General features: G+C 34.2%; 9 protein-coding genes. 1 reads left to right on the forward strand and 8 read right to left on the reverse strand.

The window, feature by feature from the left end:
* Nucleotides 1-77: 77 nt before the first annotated feature.
* The 7 genes from CAI20_RS00360 to CAI20_RS00390 form a co-directional block, all read right to left on the reverse strand.
* Entirely contained in the window at nucleotides 78-707 is a 630-nt protein-coding gene (locus tag CAI20_RS00360) for a WD_0853 family protein (RefSeq protein ID WP_012481862.1), read from the reverse strand.
* Nucleotides 691-3,945 (reverse strand): TrbL/VirB6 family protein, encoded by a 3,255-nt coding sequence (locus CAI20_RS00365; protein WP_149168639.1) that lies wholly within the window; start codon nucleotides 3,943-3,945, stop codon nucleotides 691-693. Before CAI20_RS00365 ends, CAI20_RS00360 begins: the two co-directional genes overlap by 17 nt.
* A gap of 81 nt (nucleotides 3,946-4,026) precedes the next feature.
* The gene (locus CAI20_RS00370; RefSeq protein ID WP_052264800.1) at nucleotides 4,027-6,927 is read right to left on the reverse strand and encodes a TrbL/VirB6 family protein; all 2,901 of its coding nucleotides are present in this window, start codon (nucleotides 6,925-6,927) and stop codon (nucleotides 4,027-4,029) included.
* Nucleotides 6,924-9,296 (reverse strand): TrbL/VirB6 family protein, encoded by a 2,373-nt coding sequence (locus tag CAI20_RS00375; RefSeq protein ID WP_149168640.1) that lies wholly within the window; start codon nucleotides 9,294-9,296, stop codon nucleotides 6,924-6,926. The genes CAI20_RS00370 and CAI20_RS00375 overlap by 4 nt, the downstream gene beginning before the upstream one ends.
* A 17-nt stretch (nucleotides 9,297-9,313) precedes the next feature.
* Nucleotides 9,314-11,890, reverse strand: a complete 2,577-nt coding sequence (locus tag CAI20_RS00380; protein WP_149168641.1) for a TrbL/VirB6 family protein — start codon at nucleotides 11,888-11,890, stop codon at nucleotides 9,314-9,316.
* A complete protein-coding gene (locus CAI20_RS00385) occupies nucleotides 11,883-14,288 on the reverse strand; it encodes a VirB4 family type IV secretion/conjugal transfer ATPase (protein ID WP_007302030.1) in 2,406 nt (801 codons plus the stop codon). Before CAI20_RS00385 ends, CAI20_RS00380 begins: the two co-directional genes overlap by 8 nt.
* A gap of 9 nt (nucleotides 14,289-14,297) precedes the next feature.
* Complete coding sequence (locus CAI20_RS00390; RefSeq protein WP_006015054.1) at nucleotides 14,298-14,594, reverse strand: type IV secretion system protein VirB3; 297 nt, start codon at nucleotides 14,592-14,594, stop codon at nucleotides 14,298-14,300.
* Between the two features lie 64 nt (nucleotides 14,595-14,658).
* Here CAI20_RS00390 and CAI20_RS00395 point away from each other — a divergent pair, with 64 nt between their 5' ends.
* Nucleotides 14,659-16,236 carry a lysine--tRNA ligase gene (locus tag CAI20_RS00395; RefSeq protein ID WP_149168642.1) on the forward strand — a complete coding sequence of 526 codons (1,578 nt, stop codon included), beginning with the start codon at nucleotides 14,659-14,661 and terminating at the stop codon, nucleotides 16,234-16,236.
* 508 nt (nucleotides 16,237-16,744) lie between these two features.
* Here CAI20_RS00395 and CAI20_RS00400 read toward each other — a convergent pair.
* Complete coding sequence (locus CAI20_RS00400) at nucleotides 16,745-18,229, reverse strand: ankyrin repeat domain-containing protein (RefSeq protein WP_149168643.1); 1,485 nt, start codon at nucleotides 18,227-18,229, stop codon at nucleotides 16,745-16,747.
* Between the last annotated feature and the right edge of the window lie 8 nt (nucleotides 18,230-18,237).

The following is an 18,237-nucleotide window of genomic DNA, read 5'->3' on the forward strand; positions in this document are numbered from 1 at the left end:
ATTTATAATACACATTTAATGTCAACATAGCTTCAGCAGTCTAATAGAAAGAAGTTTGCTTGTGGAGGAACGCAAGATCAATCGCTTTTCTTTGATTTATTTTCTATACTGATTGCACGACCAATCTCGTCTTGTAAATCATCATGGTTGTTTTTTTCATCATGACCCATCCCTTCAATTCTACTTTCTAACTCTAACTTAATTAAAGTATTGATTTTCTCTATACTATCGAGGAAATTGTGATACTCTTCATCACTATATTCCTCACCAGATGCTTTTTTTTCTATAAATAGATTTTTGAACCCTATTAGATCAGAACTCTGATCGGCATTCAACACAATATTTCTCTCTATAAAACTAAGATCTGATAGTAACAAACTAACCTCTAATAGATCTTCACTTTCAATGTTTGCAAGATTATCAAGATCGTCTAAAATAGAGAACATCTTAAGCTCCTTCTGTGCAATTTCTTTGTCTTCTTTGTCAAATTCTGACGATAGCCCTTTATCATCTATAAGTCTCTCATTCAGAGCTTTATTTAGCTTTGAAAGACTAACATCACCTTGCTTAGTGCTATCTAGTAACAAATCTACCCTCGCTCTGCGCGCATTTAAAACATCATTGTAATCGTTTAACTTGATATTACCATCTTCGTCTTGCTGAAGACCATAATAACTTAGCCCTTTGAAATTACGATTCTTCATCATTCTCTATGTTCTCATTCCTTTCATTATCTTGACGCTCTCTATCTTCTCCGGCACGTATAGCTTCTGTAGTGTTTTTTAGGGTTTCTGGTTCCGTACCTAATTTTCGATTTGATTGATTAGGCTTATTTTCTTTTGATGATTCATCTTCTTCTGGTTCTCTCTTGCGGCCAATAGTGTAGTCATGAAGCTTCTCAAGAAATTCCCGTCTATATGTTTTTGCTCTATAGAGTAGATTATGCTGGTAACCATCCTTTTCTCCTGTAGCAGGGTTAATTCCTATAGAGTCGAGACCATGTTCCCAAGTAAACTTCATAGCATCTTCTATTGTATAGCCCAAATGTGATCCTACATATCCTTTATAATATTCTAAATATTTATCAATTCTTCTATGTGCAATATCTTCTTTATCAATTCCAAACGCCCTGTAGATTTTTTCCTCAAGCTTATCAACATCATTTTTAGGTGATGTTGCAAATTTTGTTGCTTCAATAGTAGCACCTACAAGCTTACGTGGCACATTAATAGCATATTTCAGCACACCCCCAACTCCTGGTATTCTACCTAGCAAATTAGCTGTACCTCCAGCTAATCTGTCCGGTACATGAGTAGCCCAATTACCTAAAGACTCTAGCCCTCCACCAATTTTATCTTGCATCTGTTGTTTTAATCCCTGCATTAAACCAGTCACAGGTGATGCTTGATACATACTAGATATATTGTAAACACCAAACCCACCACCGGCAATGCTTGAGCCCATCTGTTGTACAAACTCCTTCAAAGAAAACATCAAAAACGAAAGCAAGAACAATACAAAGATCTCTCCTGCGTTGATTAAATAACCTCTCTGTATGTCTTGCACCCTTTGGTAATCACTATTTTCTTTATAATTTTTGCAATCCTCACAATCTTTACATTTCTGACAGTATTCACTGTTGGGATCCTTATATAAATCATGAAGTTTCAGTATTCTACAACCTTGTTTTTTTATCGCACTCCGCACTAAAGATCTTATTTCATTAATTATTTCCCTATAACTATTGCATTTATTTATATCTTGACAGTAGCGTTTTATTATTTCACTAACATCACCTATCCTTTTCTCTATATTGTTGATCAGTAATATAATGTCAGCCCTCTCTGATGCATGAGATAAACTATTTGTTAAGCGTACTAGATCTTTTGCACTACAGCCATTACTAACTATCATATCACTTTCCGCAATATAGTGGTCTGCTGGATTATCTTTAGTTCCAGGAATTGGATTAAAGAAAGGATAATCTATATAACGAAAACCTTTATTAATGTAATCTGGTGGAAGAGGGATATATCCAGCGCCACCAGTAAACTTTACTGTACCACCTATTCTGCTTAGTTTTTCTATACCTTCTATATTCTTATCTACGTTCAATGTAGAAGCCTCTCCAATAGCATAAGGTACAAAAATTTGCCCTGGAGTCCAGCTAAAGTATTCTTTATCAATTATACAAAAACCACCAAATACCCATTTTGGAGCACATAACTTTATTTCAAGCCATTTATTATAGCACACAGTAAAGCCTAACTGTTTATAAAAGGTATTCATTATCATCGCAGCAAGTAATGACAGCAGGGTAAATATCATAATTGATTGCAAACAGAAACTAATACAGAATTTTATCCAACCCTCAAATAGACTTTTCAGTGGTGAAAATAAAATAGAGATTAGGAATAGCGGCATTATAGCTACAAGAAAAGCTATACCCATAAAACCAGAAAGGAATATTATGTAAGCATACATACACAGCAGGAAATATAAGACAATCCCTATAAAAATTGCCGGTATCATAAGGAGACTTGCCCACATTTGATAATGTAAAAATGCTGCAAACTTTTTCCAAACAGAGTAAGCAAAAAACTTATTAAACATATCCTCCATGAAGCTAAACAATTTAGCTTCATTTCCTTGAGCAACGTTTGAATTACCTCCGGTGTTCATGTTGGGAGCAAAATTAGTAATTATGCTTATCAATTGTTCAAGACCTTTAACAAATAAAACAAGAAAATGATCATAGAAAAATCTAAAACTTCCAGGAGATATAAGCACTATTACTAGAGTGATTTTCATCATTCTGATGAGCATATCATGCTTAGTTTCTCTTATCATTCCAAAAAGATAAAGAAGCGATGAAATCACTATAAATAGAACAAGCAAGGAAAGAACAAAATTGTGAAAGCTCGTACTTTTTTCAGCTATATTTTGAAATATCGCTTGTGCAGCTGCAGGATCATTGCTATCAAAATGCTTTTTACAATTTTCGTTAATCAATAATACACATTTTAGATAGTTATAAATGTAATCAAAAAATCCAAAGTTACTTGGTTTCTGCACTCCGCTCAAAAATTCAAAAGAGTAGCCACCTGCATTATCTAGATAATATCTATCTAATATCTTTACATATATTTTCCATCCTTTTTCTAACCTCACCGTATTACAACTCCTGTCCTGTAATGTGGTGTTATCTCTGTCTAAAGTAAAAAGCCCACTTCCATCTTCCGCTACGGAATTGTAACCTAGATGTACAGTAGGAGACTCAGGGTTACGCATGGATTTTAAATTTTCGTTAGGACTAGAATCGCTAGGCCTTTTAAATAAAAGATAAGCACCATGGCCGTTAGTAAACCAACATGGAGCACCACGTGATACTGTATTTGCGCTATCATCTTCATTAATGCACTTGCACTTTACAGTGCAACTTTCTTTAGGCTTACTTGAAAATTTTTGTATGCTAGGTTTATAATCATTACAAACTAAGTGAAAGTCAGGCAGACTGTTGTCACCTTTCCCTCTTTCAAATTTGGTTGCATATTTTAACTGCTCCAAACTTTCCAAACTATAACTACTTTGAGATTTCTTCTTATTACTATTGCTCCAAGATGTCCATGCACCATTTACTCGTACTACTAAACTATCTCCATTGGTTTCAAGGCCGGTATCCTTCCACTTCACTACTTGATTAGGGTGAAAACCATAATTGATTTCTCCGGTTTCAGGATCAATAGGTTCTCCACTTTCACCTTCTGGAAAAAACGCATCATGACCGATTGGAAAATGAGCACCAATTGCAATGGGTTCAGGACCAAAATAATCAGCAGATATACATCTTGGAAAAGGCATATCATTCTTACTACAACCTGTAACCAGAACACAGATTACCAAAATTAATAACCTAAACCAACATTTGCCTAAGCGTGATTGCATACCTAAACTTTTTCCAATACAGAATAAATTTCTAAAACCTTACTTCAAATATCTTTTTAATTAGTTACTCCATATATCTCATCAATCTTCCTTGACTTGTCCTTTTGTTTTATCAGAATCCTTTTGCTTATCTGGCTGGCTTAGTGTTTCAGATTTGCTCATTTCTCTGCCAGCACTCCCTTTCCCATCTGCTTGCTTTGGTGTATCAGGCAATTTAGCTTCAATTTTGCTACGATCTTTACTCATTCCCTGCTTGATGTTATGTATCATATTTTGGGTTCTATCATCAAGGCCAACAGTTGACAGCATAGCTTGTGATGCGCTCCTAGAAATATGACTAACACTTTGAGCAACTCCATAACCAGAGCTGAACAACGCCTGCGCCATAGTTTCTGATATAGAAACAAAAGCTTCCATTGCACTAGCAATGATGAGATATATAAATGCCTGGATTAGATCTATAGGTAATGCTGCAAAGTGCCCACCAGCCCTTTCTCCAGTACTGAGCGCAACATCAACACTAGTACCAGGACTATACCCAAGAGGTAATATTGATTTCATAAGACACAGATCATACGATAAAAAATTTACACTAATTAAGCATTGATAGCATGCAGAAAAATTTGTGAGGTTGTATAGAACTGAATACATTAACTGGTTTAAAAGAGACAAGGATGAAAATAAAATGACTGGTTGCAATGAAACATGAGCCAGCGTTTTTATCCAATTATCAAATAATGTTTTAGTTTGTTGAAATAGAATAAATACGATAAATAAAGGTGCCAATGACAATAAAAATGCCACTAAAACAGTAGATATTACATACTTAAACGTAGCACTAATAATGCATCTTAAAAACACAAAAGTAGCATAAAGTATTGCCAAAAATGCAATAAAGCCAAAAGGTCCTGATAGCATTAAAGATAAAAATTTCAGCCATGTTTCTCCTGTAAATAATACTCCGGCTGTTAAATCTAAGAATGCAAATTTTTTACCTCCTTCTCCTATATAGCCAGAAAAACTATCAACTAAATAAATGCTACCCTCAACAAAAAGCCCAGACAAAGTTGTACCAAAGAATTCCCAACTTCTATCACTAAAAGCAAAAGCTATAAATGCTATTTTGAATATTCTTATAATAAAATCGAATTTACTTAATTGTATTGTTCCAAGCATATAGCCAACAACAGTAAATATAACGTATAGAATAAGCAAAGCTCTTATTCCTTGTAGAAGCCCCTTTCTATATCCTTCATATGGAATTTTAATTCCGTCTTCACTCCCGTCTGTTATGAAATCAAAAATCTTGTTTACAGTTGATGAAATAAAATCGTTTATTTTTCTTTTTAAAAATAAATTTACTGTGTATTTGTTATCTTCATAATATTTGCTATCTTTGTCCGTAATATCATCTTTCTCTACGTTTTCTACATTAATACCAAAATATATTTTCTTAGACTCTTCATTTACCAAATGACTTCCATCTATTATGTAATAGTCTACATTATCCTCTGTTATTTTATCCAACCTCTTTACTTTTTTGAAATCATTAGTCTTTCGAGCAGATGGATCCCTTGGCGGATTATCACCTAAGTACACATACAATTTTTTACCACCATCAAAGTTACATGATCTAGTTACTTCAACATGATATCCACCTCTATGAAGTTGGTAGTTGCCATTACTTGCTATAGCAAGCATCACACTACTACCAGGTGTTATACCTTTTATTTTATAATCATGATTTAATCTCAGAGAGTAATCTTCAAATTTATAATTAATCTGTGAACATACATTATCTCCTTTCGCACCTTTCTCATTTGGAAAACATTGAATACCTTTAGCAGTATCCTGATCATCAAAATCGCCAATTTTTGCAACAAGAGCTTCGGCCCAAGAAATATCTCCTCTGTCCTCTTTGAAGTTTAATTTAGAATTTGATATTAAATTAATGTCAATCTGCTTAGAATCCCTCTTATTTTCTTCAATCTTTTTTAGTTCATCCTCAATACGTTTAAGGTGAGAATACATGTCACATGTATTTCCTTTATCATACTTCTCATACCTTATAGAAGAGACGCAATTCTCCCCTATACCTTTTGCGTTGTAACATATATTCTGATAGTAACAATTAAGTTCATAAGAACTGTATTTGTTCAGCTCATTAAAATCACACCTTTTCCCATTACATAATTCATTCAGTCCTATTTTAGTTCGTCGTAGATCTAACAACGCACCATTTATCCATGAATTTTGAATATAATCCTTATTAAAATGTACCTTATTATCATATGGAGTGTAGCCATTGCCAACTAGCACTCTTCTTTTATTCATTTCTTCTTTATTCAGCGGCGGAAATTCTACTACAGTTCTTTTACCACTTTCTCCACAAAAGAACTTTCCTCCGTTTAGCATGTCTCTTATTGTAGCTCTATCTTTTTCATCCCCTTTTTCAGTTCTATAGCAATTATCATCAAAACTGATACCTTTTCCTTGTGGATTGTCATAATCAATCGTTATCTCTCTGGGAACTAAGCTAAAGCTTAACTTATCACCAGGATTTGCTTTAATTCCAGTATCTACATAACGTCTATTGCTATAGAATTCATTATTTCCAAAGCCTATATCCCCACATATTTCTCGTTCATCAAGACTAGCATTATCAGTTAACTTATTACTGTAATTTGGTATTAAATCATTAGCACAAAATACAGCGGGCACAAGTACTCTCTTTGGATTTTTCCCTTCTTTAAGAGGACAAAAATTTACTGACCCACCAAGAGTAAATTTGATTTTCTCATCCTTGCTAATTACTTGACCAGAATCAACCCAATGAATTTTAACTCCTTCGCCAGCTTCACGAACTGGAACATCTATACTGACACTAGTATTTCTGCTCTGCAGCCCAGGTTCAACACAATCCATTGTGCAGCCAGTAATTACAAGACATAGTATCAATAATAATGATTTTCTGCTCATCATTGATTTCCTGTGTTTGTCGGTATTTTAGGTGCTGATCTTTGAGCTGATTGTGGTATTTGAGGTCTTCGACTTGGTGTACCAGATTGCTGACCTGCTCTTCTTTGGATACTTTGTTCATCTAAACCTACTGTTCCCATTAAGCTTTGCTGATATTGCCTTCCTGGTTCGCTTGCCACATAAACACCAAACAACGAATCAGATATTGTTGAAGATGCCTCAACTAAAGCTTTCATAGCATGTCCCAAAATCACAAAAGCCATCATAGCTGTGATATTAGGTGCATGTTTGGAAGCATAACCATAAATAATACAAGGATTAAAAATCTTTAAGTTAAGATTAAGTATACATGTAGGACAGACCTCAAAATTAAAGACCGAATACACAATATAATCCATAACCTGGCTTATTAATGATATAAAAATTAAAAGCACTACCGGATGAATTGCAAATCTTGCTAAATTTTTGACCCAATTGTGAAACATCTGTCTAGTATATCCAAATAGAAGGCAAATAATAAAAAGAGGCGCCAAGGAAAGCAATAATGCAACTATTGCTATAGATGTGATAAAAGAAAATAAGGCGTTAAACATCGATAAGCTCACTGTTATCAAACCCCAAATCACCAAGCAAAACGATACAATACCCAAAGGACCGGAGAATATAAGAGATACTATTAGTAACACTGAGTGTGCTGATAAAAACCTATTGAGCGGTAAATCAAGAAATTCAAAAACATTTGATGTTGTACCTCTGAAATTTGCTATTTCTATTAACTGTTTTGGAGCATTAACAAAAATAGAAAATGCATTGTTATAAAAAAAACTCCAACTGTTATCGTTCAGCAATTGGGTAATAACTCCTATCTTTACACATATAATTAAAAATTCATATATAGAAGCATGAGACAATCCAAAAAAGTAATAAAGGGTGTATAAAACTATATATAATACTAATAACGACACTATTGTAGATCTGATGGTATTTGTTCTATTTGATGCTACAAAACTTTGATAAAGAGACTTCACAGGGCTAGTATCAGAGTGAATCGCGTTAGTGTCTTTGTAGCTAGAACCGAAAAATGCAGTTTTTACTTTTTCATCAAAAAAATTATATATCGCACTAAAAGTTCTTACAGGTGGCTCTTTAGTTGTAAGGTTAATACTAAACTGACCCTCATTTTTCTTATAATCACAGCCATGATCTCTTATTCCGTAATATATAGTGCCACTCTTGTCTTTTAGCTTTTTTTTTAATCTTTCCATATACTCAGTATTATGAACTTCACTGATATCCACAGGTATATCCCCCAGAATTTCACCAGGATTGTGCTCAGGAAACTTATCAGAAACATGTATATATAAGTTGTTTTTTAGACTATGGTTCTTCGTTACTCTTATATTGAAACCACCCTTGCCCTTACCATCACCTAAACTAAAAGTTAACTCTGGTTTTGGATGGTTACGATCTATCTTATGATCACAGTTAATACATATACCGCCTCCTGGAATGTGTTCAAATTCCTCATTATCCATGTGAACACGTAATAGTGTAATGTCAGTTTTTACCCGTTTTTCCTTTAATACGTTATCAATAATTTCAGCAATAACAGATTCACCTCTAGAATTTAAAGTATTGAATATCTCACCTTCTATACTATTGTATTCAATATATACGCAACCTTTTTCTCCGCTGCCGAAAGAAAATTTACATATACGTCCACAGAGTAAATTTAAAATGCGCGTATCTATCTTACTTGCACTGCTCTCTGAAAGCTTGCTACAGTCTACATTTTCCCCTTGCTGTTTTATAGAGTCGATGACATTTCTAATTTCCTCTCTTTCACTTTGATCTAATTCTGAAGACCAGTACTCTTTTCCATTTAACCATTGTGCATTGCCTATTTCATATTTATTAGGACATATTTCACCTTGACACTTCTCTTGATTTAAAACATGTGAAAAATACTCCTTTTCCCCTTCACCGCAATTTTCGTCAATTTTTTTGCAGGTGACCATGCCATTATTGTTTTTACACATTTTACTTCCAACAACACTAAAGCTTATCGCATCGCCAGCTTTAAGCGCAAACGGTAATGTAACGTTTCTTACTCCAGGTTCAATTGCAAAATCTTTATATTGCGAACAAAAATTAACCTTATTAGGTACTATATTAATCTCTGTTACTTTTATTTTATCCGAAATATAGACTCCAGAATCAACCCATTTCTGCTCTGTTGACACTATATCCAATGTCTCACGCAAGCCTGATGAATCTTCTGGCTTAATACACCCGCACCCAGATAATAAAAAGAGTATCACAAAACTTATGCATAGCTTAACCAAATTTTGGTTGCTCAAATGTTCAAACATCTGTTACTCACCTGCGCTCACTCTCCACCTGATTTTATAGATTCACTAGAGGAAGATCCCGATCCCTTATTATCATCTCCACCTCCTCCAATAGCCCCTCTTGCCTTATTTACAGCCGCAGCAGCAACTTGACCAGCACCTCCAGCAGCAGCTTTGGCAGCAGATAAAGCTTTATTCACCATTTGTGCAGGAGTGCTACCTGAACCAAGTGCTGCTCTGTGATTACCAGCAAGCTCAGCAGCCATGCCGGGAAGAACGTTTAAAAAGTGGTAAAAGAGGAATAATACTAAACACAATTTTAATAATTCTCCGATTAGAGAGCTGCCAAACTCCATGTATCTAAAGTCGAATAGACCAAGTATGCTGCTCTTTTTAAAGCTATAATTTTGCATCATACATGCGAGAGTAGTTTCATTTTTATCACATTCCCCATCTTTCAATTTAAACCACTGTTTTTTCTTACTATATGAGATTTCTGCTTGTTTCTTTTCATATGACTTGTCTGGTTGTTCATTTTTATATGACTCGTCCAGTTTAAAATTTAAATTTTTAAAATAGATTTTATCACATGCTATGAACATAAAAGATAGAAATGCAAAGAGGATAACTGGGTATAAACTGTAGGTAATTAACTCTTTTAGCCAACCATCAAAATATCCTTTAGTATGTTGAAACAAAACCATAGGAATGAATAAAGGCGATAAGATGATAATTACACTAAGCGCAACTAAAGATAAGATAAATACATAGCACATCCATAAAATAACCATCATCATCAAAATGGCCATAAATATACAGACAAGAGCTACTAAAATTTGTCCACCAGCGAAAATAATACCAATCACCGAACCTGCAACTAACAAGACAGGAGCAGCGCCAAGCAAGACCGCTAACGTTGCAACACCTCCAGTACCAATTTTGCCACCAATTCCATCTAAAGGGGCACCTAAATAAAATAAAATTCTGCAATCAAGCCTATCCCAAGGTGCAAGATAACTGTAGGATACCTTCTGCCCTGCACGATCGTATTCATAATCTTTACCTGCCTCATAATTACATATATTTTTACTCTCAGATGAAGCTTTAAGCACTATTTCTGATAAGCCGTTCGAAAGTTTTGTTAATTCCCCGTAATAATGAGACATAGTGCTACCTGTCGTAAAGTAAATCACTAAAGCGAATTTAATGATCAACATGTACATTTCTTGCGGACTACGCACTCCACCAGACATAACTTTTATAGAGAACAATATCAAAGCTAAAATTAAGATAGCAGTAACAGTGTTCTTCAGTCTTTTTTGTGCTACAGACAAAAAACTACCCTTAGCATGTCCATTTTTGTCTGTAAGTAAGTTACCACTTGAATCAATACCTGTCACTAAATTATCTAACGACTCCTTAATACATTGCACTATCATAGAAGTTATAGGAATAGGAGATAATGACTTACTTCCCGCTTGATTGTAGCAAGCTTCAGAGACATACTGGCTAAAACAACTGGCATTATTATAACCTACAAAAATTTTTCCCTCTCCTTTCTTTTCCCTTATAATAGTTTTGTAATCTTTGTCCTTATTTTTAGAATCATTAAGATCTTCCTCATATTCACCTGTACCATCTTTATTTTTGAATATCATCACAGATTTTTCACACATAGGAGCAAGTGGGTCAGGTGGCAATTCTGTGCATCCCATATCAACCCCTTGCGGCCAAGGAGTCATTTTGATACCAAGCATTCTCACACTTGCCAGCTCCACACACAATCTGTCCATTTTTTTTACTGCCTTGAATGTTGACCCATGTATGGTTTCGCTTTGTCCTGCTTTAAGAACTTTACATTCCAGATCACCATCAACTTTTGGAGACCATGACCCACCTTCATATCCAGTGTCCTTCTCTCTAACATCAAAGTCTGCTTTTATTGATGTATCTAACCAAAACAATCTGCTAAATGTTAAAGGATTTCTATGGCATACTTCTATATATTCACTGTATTGCACACCGTTTTTTGGCCAGTAATAACCACCAGTATTTTGGTCAGGTATGGAGTTTAAAATGCCCTTCTCTATTTTTCTACCTACTTCTATTGATCCATTTGCCCCATCAAAACATTTAAAATATTCATCTTCCTTTTGATAATTCTTATTTGTGCAATCTGAATATTTTGAGTATTCTGATTTTGAGAATTCGAAATCTTTATACTTTCCATCATGATCACGTGCAACTGGGTGTTTAACAAAACTATGCTCACAAACAACAAGTCCTCCTATCGCCTTCCAAACCCCAACAATTGCAGCTATCATTCCAACGATAACAAGAGCAGTAAATAAACCAGCAGAAGAGACAATCAAAACAATACCAGTAAATATTGCACCAATAGCAATTGCTATCCCAGCAACTGCTGCAGCTGTTTCAAACGCCTTACAGTCAGGATTAGAAGCACGACTAAAGCTGCCAGTAGAATTAAATCTGCTAACAAATTCCGTTTTGTCAGTACCACTTACTGTATCTGCAAACACTGGATACGAGAGCAAAAAATCTATATTTAACAAAAATATCGCAACTAACAGTAATGACAGTTTAGTTTTAAACATTTTTCACCTTTTGATAAAACACAGGCAACCACATCTTTGGATCATCTCCGACTTCTTTCAGTATATCATATAACAATAGAACACTTTCCGCACGTCCAGATAACACGTTGACCACATCATCCAAATCTTTCAGATCTATTCTAGCTACTACAGCATTAACTCCCTGCTTTACTAAAAAGAATCTAGTACTTGGATCTGTGTGTTTGATCAGTATGTACTCACGTTCAGTTAACATAAAAACATCTCGATAGACACTAGTAGCTTTCAGATTTGGCAAAAAAATTTGTGTTGCTGTCTGCTGTACAAGCGTATCACTAATAGCACTTTTACTTGCATCTTCAACACTCTGAGTAGCAAAAACCACAAAAGCATTTAACTTTCTCAGCACTTTCAACCAGTCTTTTATCTTAGGTGCAAAAACTGGATTATCTATTAACGCCCATGCTTCATCAAGAACAATAATGGATGGAGTGCCATCAAGCGATATACTAATCCTATGAAACAAATAAATCAAGACCGGCCCAAGAGCAACAGGATCTTTTAGCAAGCTAGCCATTTCAAAGCCAAACACTCTTGCTTTTGAAAAATCTAGCAAATCTTCTTTATTGTCAAATATTGCAGAATGAGAGCCATCATCATGCCACATAGATATTGCTCCAGCTAGAGTATCAGGGCCCGCAAGTCCTAAAAATGGTACAAGATTTCTCAAAAATCTGTCTTCTTTTTTTAATTTAAAATTTCCCTCAATTGCATCATTAATTCTAGCAATATCTTCTGAAGTGAATTTATCGTTGTACACTAAAATTAAAGATTTTATCCATTCCATCAAAAATGTTTTATTATCAGGAGTATCGTCAAGTTGCAGAGGATTAAAATTTGTCTTAGTTCTTGGTTCTATTATAGTATAGATACCACCAAGTGCTCTTAAAAAAATTTCTGCACCGCGATCTTTATCAAAAAAGAATATTCTTGGAGAAAATTTCATTGCTTGAGCACATAAAAAATTCATTAAAACAGTTTTGCCAGCACCTGTTGGCCCAATTATCATAGTATGTCCAACATCCCTTATATGAAAGTTGAAGAAAAATGGAGTGCCAGATGTTGTATCAAAAACTGTAACAGCATCTCCCCAGTGGTTATTGAATTTTTTACCAGTAGGATAATTATGTTGAGATGCAAAACCGGCCAAATTAAGACTACTTATTGTACCTTTTCTTACTATATAATCAAAATTACCAGGAATTTGCGCCCAAAATGCTGGTTCTAAATTAACCCTCTCACGAACAGGATAAACACCACAATTAGAAAGCTCCGATTCAACCAATGATAAAGCATTGTCCAATGATTTAGGGCTTTTTTCTATACATAAGATAGTTAAATGGTGTTCACCAAACGCAATTTTACCACTCATTGCATCATCAAGCGCATGAGAAATTTCTGCTATTTGAGAAATAGCTTTATCTGCAGATTGTATCATACGATTTTGCTGTATCTGCATTTTCGCAATTGCCATTTGCCTATTTGTAAATTGAAAAGACTGCGTGATAATAAATTCATAAGGAAGTTGTAAAAAAGAATCAAGCATTCCTGCGGAAGTATTATTTCCATATTCTTTGATACTAACTATTCCAGCATATTTACTTTCATTATGAGTCACAACCTGTATCATCTTATGGCCAAAAAATAACCTATGAACTGGTAAGTATCTTGATATTTCAGTTTTTAGTGGAAAAAGCGTATTTGTAACAAAGCCACAATTTACAACTCTAGACAGAAACTCCATTATTTCACAAAACAGTCCGTTTGGAGTTTCTTTTACTCCAAGGACTTTAGGCGAATAATTCCTAAGGCTTGTTACTATACGATTTGTCGTTTCCTCTAAATCTTCATAGGTATCACGCATATCACTTTCCCAAGCATGTTTTGAAGTTACATGCCCAAATTTTTTCAGTAGATGTGATAAAAATTCTACTCCCTTTGTATCTGCCCTACGAATAATCGTAATGTATAAATCATTAATAAAAGATTGCCTAGTTGCGTGTTTTTCTCTCCATTTTAGATTTACATGGTTAGCAAAAAAATTTGGTAAACTCTGATTTGCAAATTCATCAGAAAAAATATTTTTCTTACGTCTGATGGTATGAAAGTACAAACTAAATGCTGGAGATGAAATGCTTCTTAGCATCTGATTTCTGATATTATTTTGTATCACCAAGTCTTCATCATCGGCCGTTTCAAACGCAAAGCCATTTAATTTTATAAATTTAACTAACCAATTCTGCTTTGTTATCAAGGTTGTACTATTCCAATAGCAAGAATAAGGTATAAATTCGGCAGCGTGAACCTCTCTACTTAGAATAGATTTATTCTTTGATTGAATAGCTCTAAATCTCAACATTGCATAACATCAAGTAATGTCATAAGAATTGGCTCCATGATAAAACCGATTTAAACATTTGGAACATTTTCCCAACTTTACCATAAATAACTCAATAAACAACGGTTCCTTTGCAGAAGCTATATAGCCAAGTCCATGTATACCTGGTAACATCAGGAGAATTACTCTAAGATCATTTGTATTAATGAAAATTAGCATGCAAATTAGAACGTTTAATATTGCAAACATATAACTCACACCAAAGAGCATTGCAGGTCTTGTAAGACCTTTAAATAATTGATTCGTTTGTATGCTGCCAGTAGACATATCTTTAACCTTCTAATAAGAGCTCTAACACTAATACTACATCATTAATTAAAAATCTATTGAAATGAATAGCACTTTAGGTAAGATAATTAATTTAAATTCAATGATTATAAGCTGGCCATTTCAAGAAGCAGAAAAAATACTACAAGAATTCCCTAATAAAAAAGAGATAATATTTGAGACTGGTTATGGTCCCTCGGGTTTACCACATATTGGTACTTTTGGGGAAGTTTTTCGTACCACAGTTATTGCAAACGCTCTAAAAAAAATAGCTCCTAGTATAAAAACCAAAATCATTGCAGTTTCCGACGATATGGATGGTTTGCGAAAAATACCAGATAATGTACCAAATCAGGAAATGCTAAGAGAGAATCTGAACAAGCCATTAACCATGATACCTGACCCATTTGGCACTCATAAGAGTTATGGTCATCACATGAATTCGTTGTTGTGTAAATTTCTTGATTTGTTTGGATTTGAATACGAATTTAGGAGTGCAACAGAGTGTTATAAATCTGGCGTTTACGATGAAAAACTTTTACTCCTGCTGAAAAATTATGATAAAGTGATGGACGTAATGCTTCCATCATTTCGGGAAGAAAGGCAGCAAACCTATAGTCCATTCTTGCCGATATGCCCAAAAACTTCCCAAGTTTTACAAGTTCCAGTAATTGAAACAAATACAGATAAAGGAACAATCACGTATGAAGACCGACACGGGGAAAAAATAGAAGTTCCAGTGACAAAAGGAAAATGTAAACTGCAATGGAAACCTGATTGGGGGATGAGGTGGGCTGCATTTGGAGTCAATTATGAAGCTCATGGAAAAGATTTAACACCATCTGCTGTGCTTTCAAGTCAAATATGTAAAATACTTGGAGAAAAGCCACCGCTTTTGTTTTGCTATGAGTTATTTCTTGATAAAGAAGGAAAGAAGATATCAAAATCAAAAGGAAATGGTATTTCAATTGAGGAGTGGCTAACTTATGCACCCACAGAGAGTTTAGCATTATACATCTTTCAGAGTCCTAAAAAAGCTAAACGTTTATATTTTGATGTGATACCAAAATCAACTGATGAATATTTGGAATTTGTTAAGCGTTATAATGAAAGTAAAGAAAAGGATGTAAACAGTCCTGTATGGCACATCCACCAGGGTAAAGTTCCAAACGTAGAAACTTCAGGCATAAATTTTTCGTTACTTTTAAACCTGGCAGCAGCTTGTAATGCTGAAAACAAAGAGATTCTTTGGGGTTTTATATCAACTTATGCACCAAACGTTACACCAGAAAGCAACAAAATGCTAGATAGGCTTTCAGATTTTGCAGTTAGGTATTACCATGACTTTATCAAGCCAACAAAAGCATATAAAGCTCCAAATGAAAAAGAGAAAGAAGCGTTACTAGATTTAAAGAACAACCTACATTCCCTGCCTATTACAGCCACTGCTGAAGAGATTCAATCTCAGGTTTTCTCCATCGGAAAAAAACATAATTACAATAACTTACGCGATTGGTTTCAGTTGCTATATGAAACGCTGCTTGGCCAAAAAACCGGCCCTAGAATGGGATCTTTTATCAAGCTTTATGGAATAGATAATACAATCTCTCTTATAGAAAGTGCTACTGAACGTACACTTTAGAGTTTACCTTCTTTCATTTGAGCCCTCTAGTTTTATTACTTGACAAACCTTCCCACTTTCCTTATTATACCAATAAAGGTATTTATCCTTGTTTTTTGGGCTCAACGACAAAATTCAGGTGTTTATTGGCAAATTACATAAAATTATAGCAGCTTTTTTTATTTTTTCTACATTCAGCCAAATCGCGCTTGTTAGCACATTATCAATTTACATTATTAAAACTCGCTATACGGGGATTCTTTTGTCTTTTTTTATTTAGTAAATTTCTTAATATTTACAACTAAAGTAATTTTAGAGAGCCAGCGCGTGACCAACCTGGTCAGTTTTCTGAATCCCAGTATTGGAATAACAAGAAAGAGGGCGCTGGGATGACACCATTTGCTGTCTTCAAAATGAGTGTTAATACACCTAGGATGTTTAAACCTTAATTCTGTTTTGGTGTTAAGCAAGGTATCTAGATACCTTGCTAAATAAAAAATTGGAAAAAAAGGAAGAAGAGACTTCTTCCTTAAATAGCGAAAAAACTTTTTACATTATTTATAAAATCTTTTAATGGTGCCAGTAAGCTTGTTTCAGGATTTTCTAGACTACAATTAGGCTTACTATCGTCCACTGCACTATTCTGACTAAGATTTGATATTTTTTTTGCAATAGCCTCCTTTAACTCATCACAAGGCTTCAACACTTCATATATAATGCCACCAGCAACAAGTCCTGTGAGTACAGCAGCAGCCACAGCTATCCCAGCCATAGCACCTACTGATAATGACACACCAATAAAATATGCAGAAGTAACTATTATCGCAGCTACAACAGATGCAATAACAAATATACCAACACCCAAGATTATTGCTAGCATAATTGCGTTTTCAGTAAGTTCTTTATCTAGAGTTTTGTTATCAAGATTATCTAATAAAGGATCAGCACCTGCTTTTAATAGAGCTCTTACTATCTTTTTATGATGTTCCCGAGCAGCAACGGACAAAGGAGTGTGTCCACATTTATTTGGAAGATTAATACTAGGGTTCTTATCTAATATAGCATTTACTATCTCAATTTTGCCTTTCTCAGCAGCAAGATGTAAAGGAGCGCTTTTACTTTTATCTTGCAAATTAACACTAGCCCCCTTATTTAATAGAGCTTTTACTATTTTTTCGTCACCTTTTTCAATAGCCAAATGTAAAGGAGTTTTTTCATAGTTATCTTGCAAATTAACACTAGCCCCCTTATTTAATAGAGCTTTTACTATTTTTTCGTCACCTTTTTCAATAGCCAAATGTAAAGGAGTTTTTTCATAGTTATCTTGCAAATTAACCTTTATACCTTTTACTGCTAATAGAGCTTTTACTATTTTTTCGTCACCTTTTTCAATAGCCAAATGTAAAGGAGTTTTTTCATCGTTATCTTGCAAATTAACCTTTATACCTTTTACTGCTAATAGAGCTTTTACTATATTTTCGTTACCTTTTTCAATAGCCAAATGTAAAGAAGTTTCTTGAGATTGATTTTGCAAATTAACATCTATACCTTGTGCTGCTAATAGAGCTTTTACTATATTTTCGTTACCTTCTTTAATAGCCAAATGTAAAGGAGTTGCTTGAGATCGATTTTTCAAATTAACATCTATACCTTGTGCTGCTAATAGAGCGTTTACTATATTTTCGTTACCTTTTTCAATAGCCAAATGTAAAGGAGTTTCTTGAGATTGATTTTGCAAATTAACACCTATATCCTGTGCTTCTAATAGAGCTTTTACTACACTTTCTTGATTATTTAGACATGCTATATGCAATAATGTTAATTCTTCTTTGCCAAAATAAGAATCAACACTAAATTTATAATTTATATCAGAACTTTTCTTCTCCCATTCTTTACAAGTAGGTGGGTCTACTTTTTCTAGTTGCTCTTTTATTTTTTCAACTATGTTATCACCATTCAAATCATTTTCACGATTTACTATACCTAATACCTGTTCGAACAATGCTAAATACATATAAAATT

The organism is Wolbachia endosymbiont of Chrysomya megacephala, assembly GCF_008245065.1.
In the GTDB taxonomy this organism is placed as follows: Bacteria; Pseudomonadota; Alphaproteobacteria; order Rickettsiales; family Anaplasmataceae; genus Wolbachia.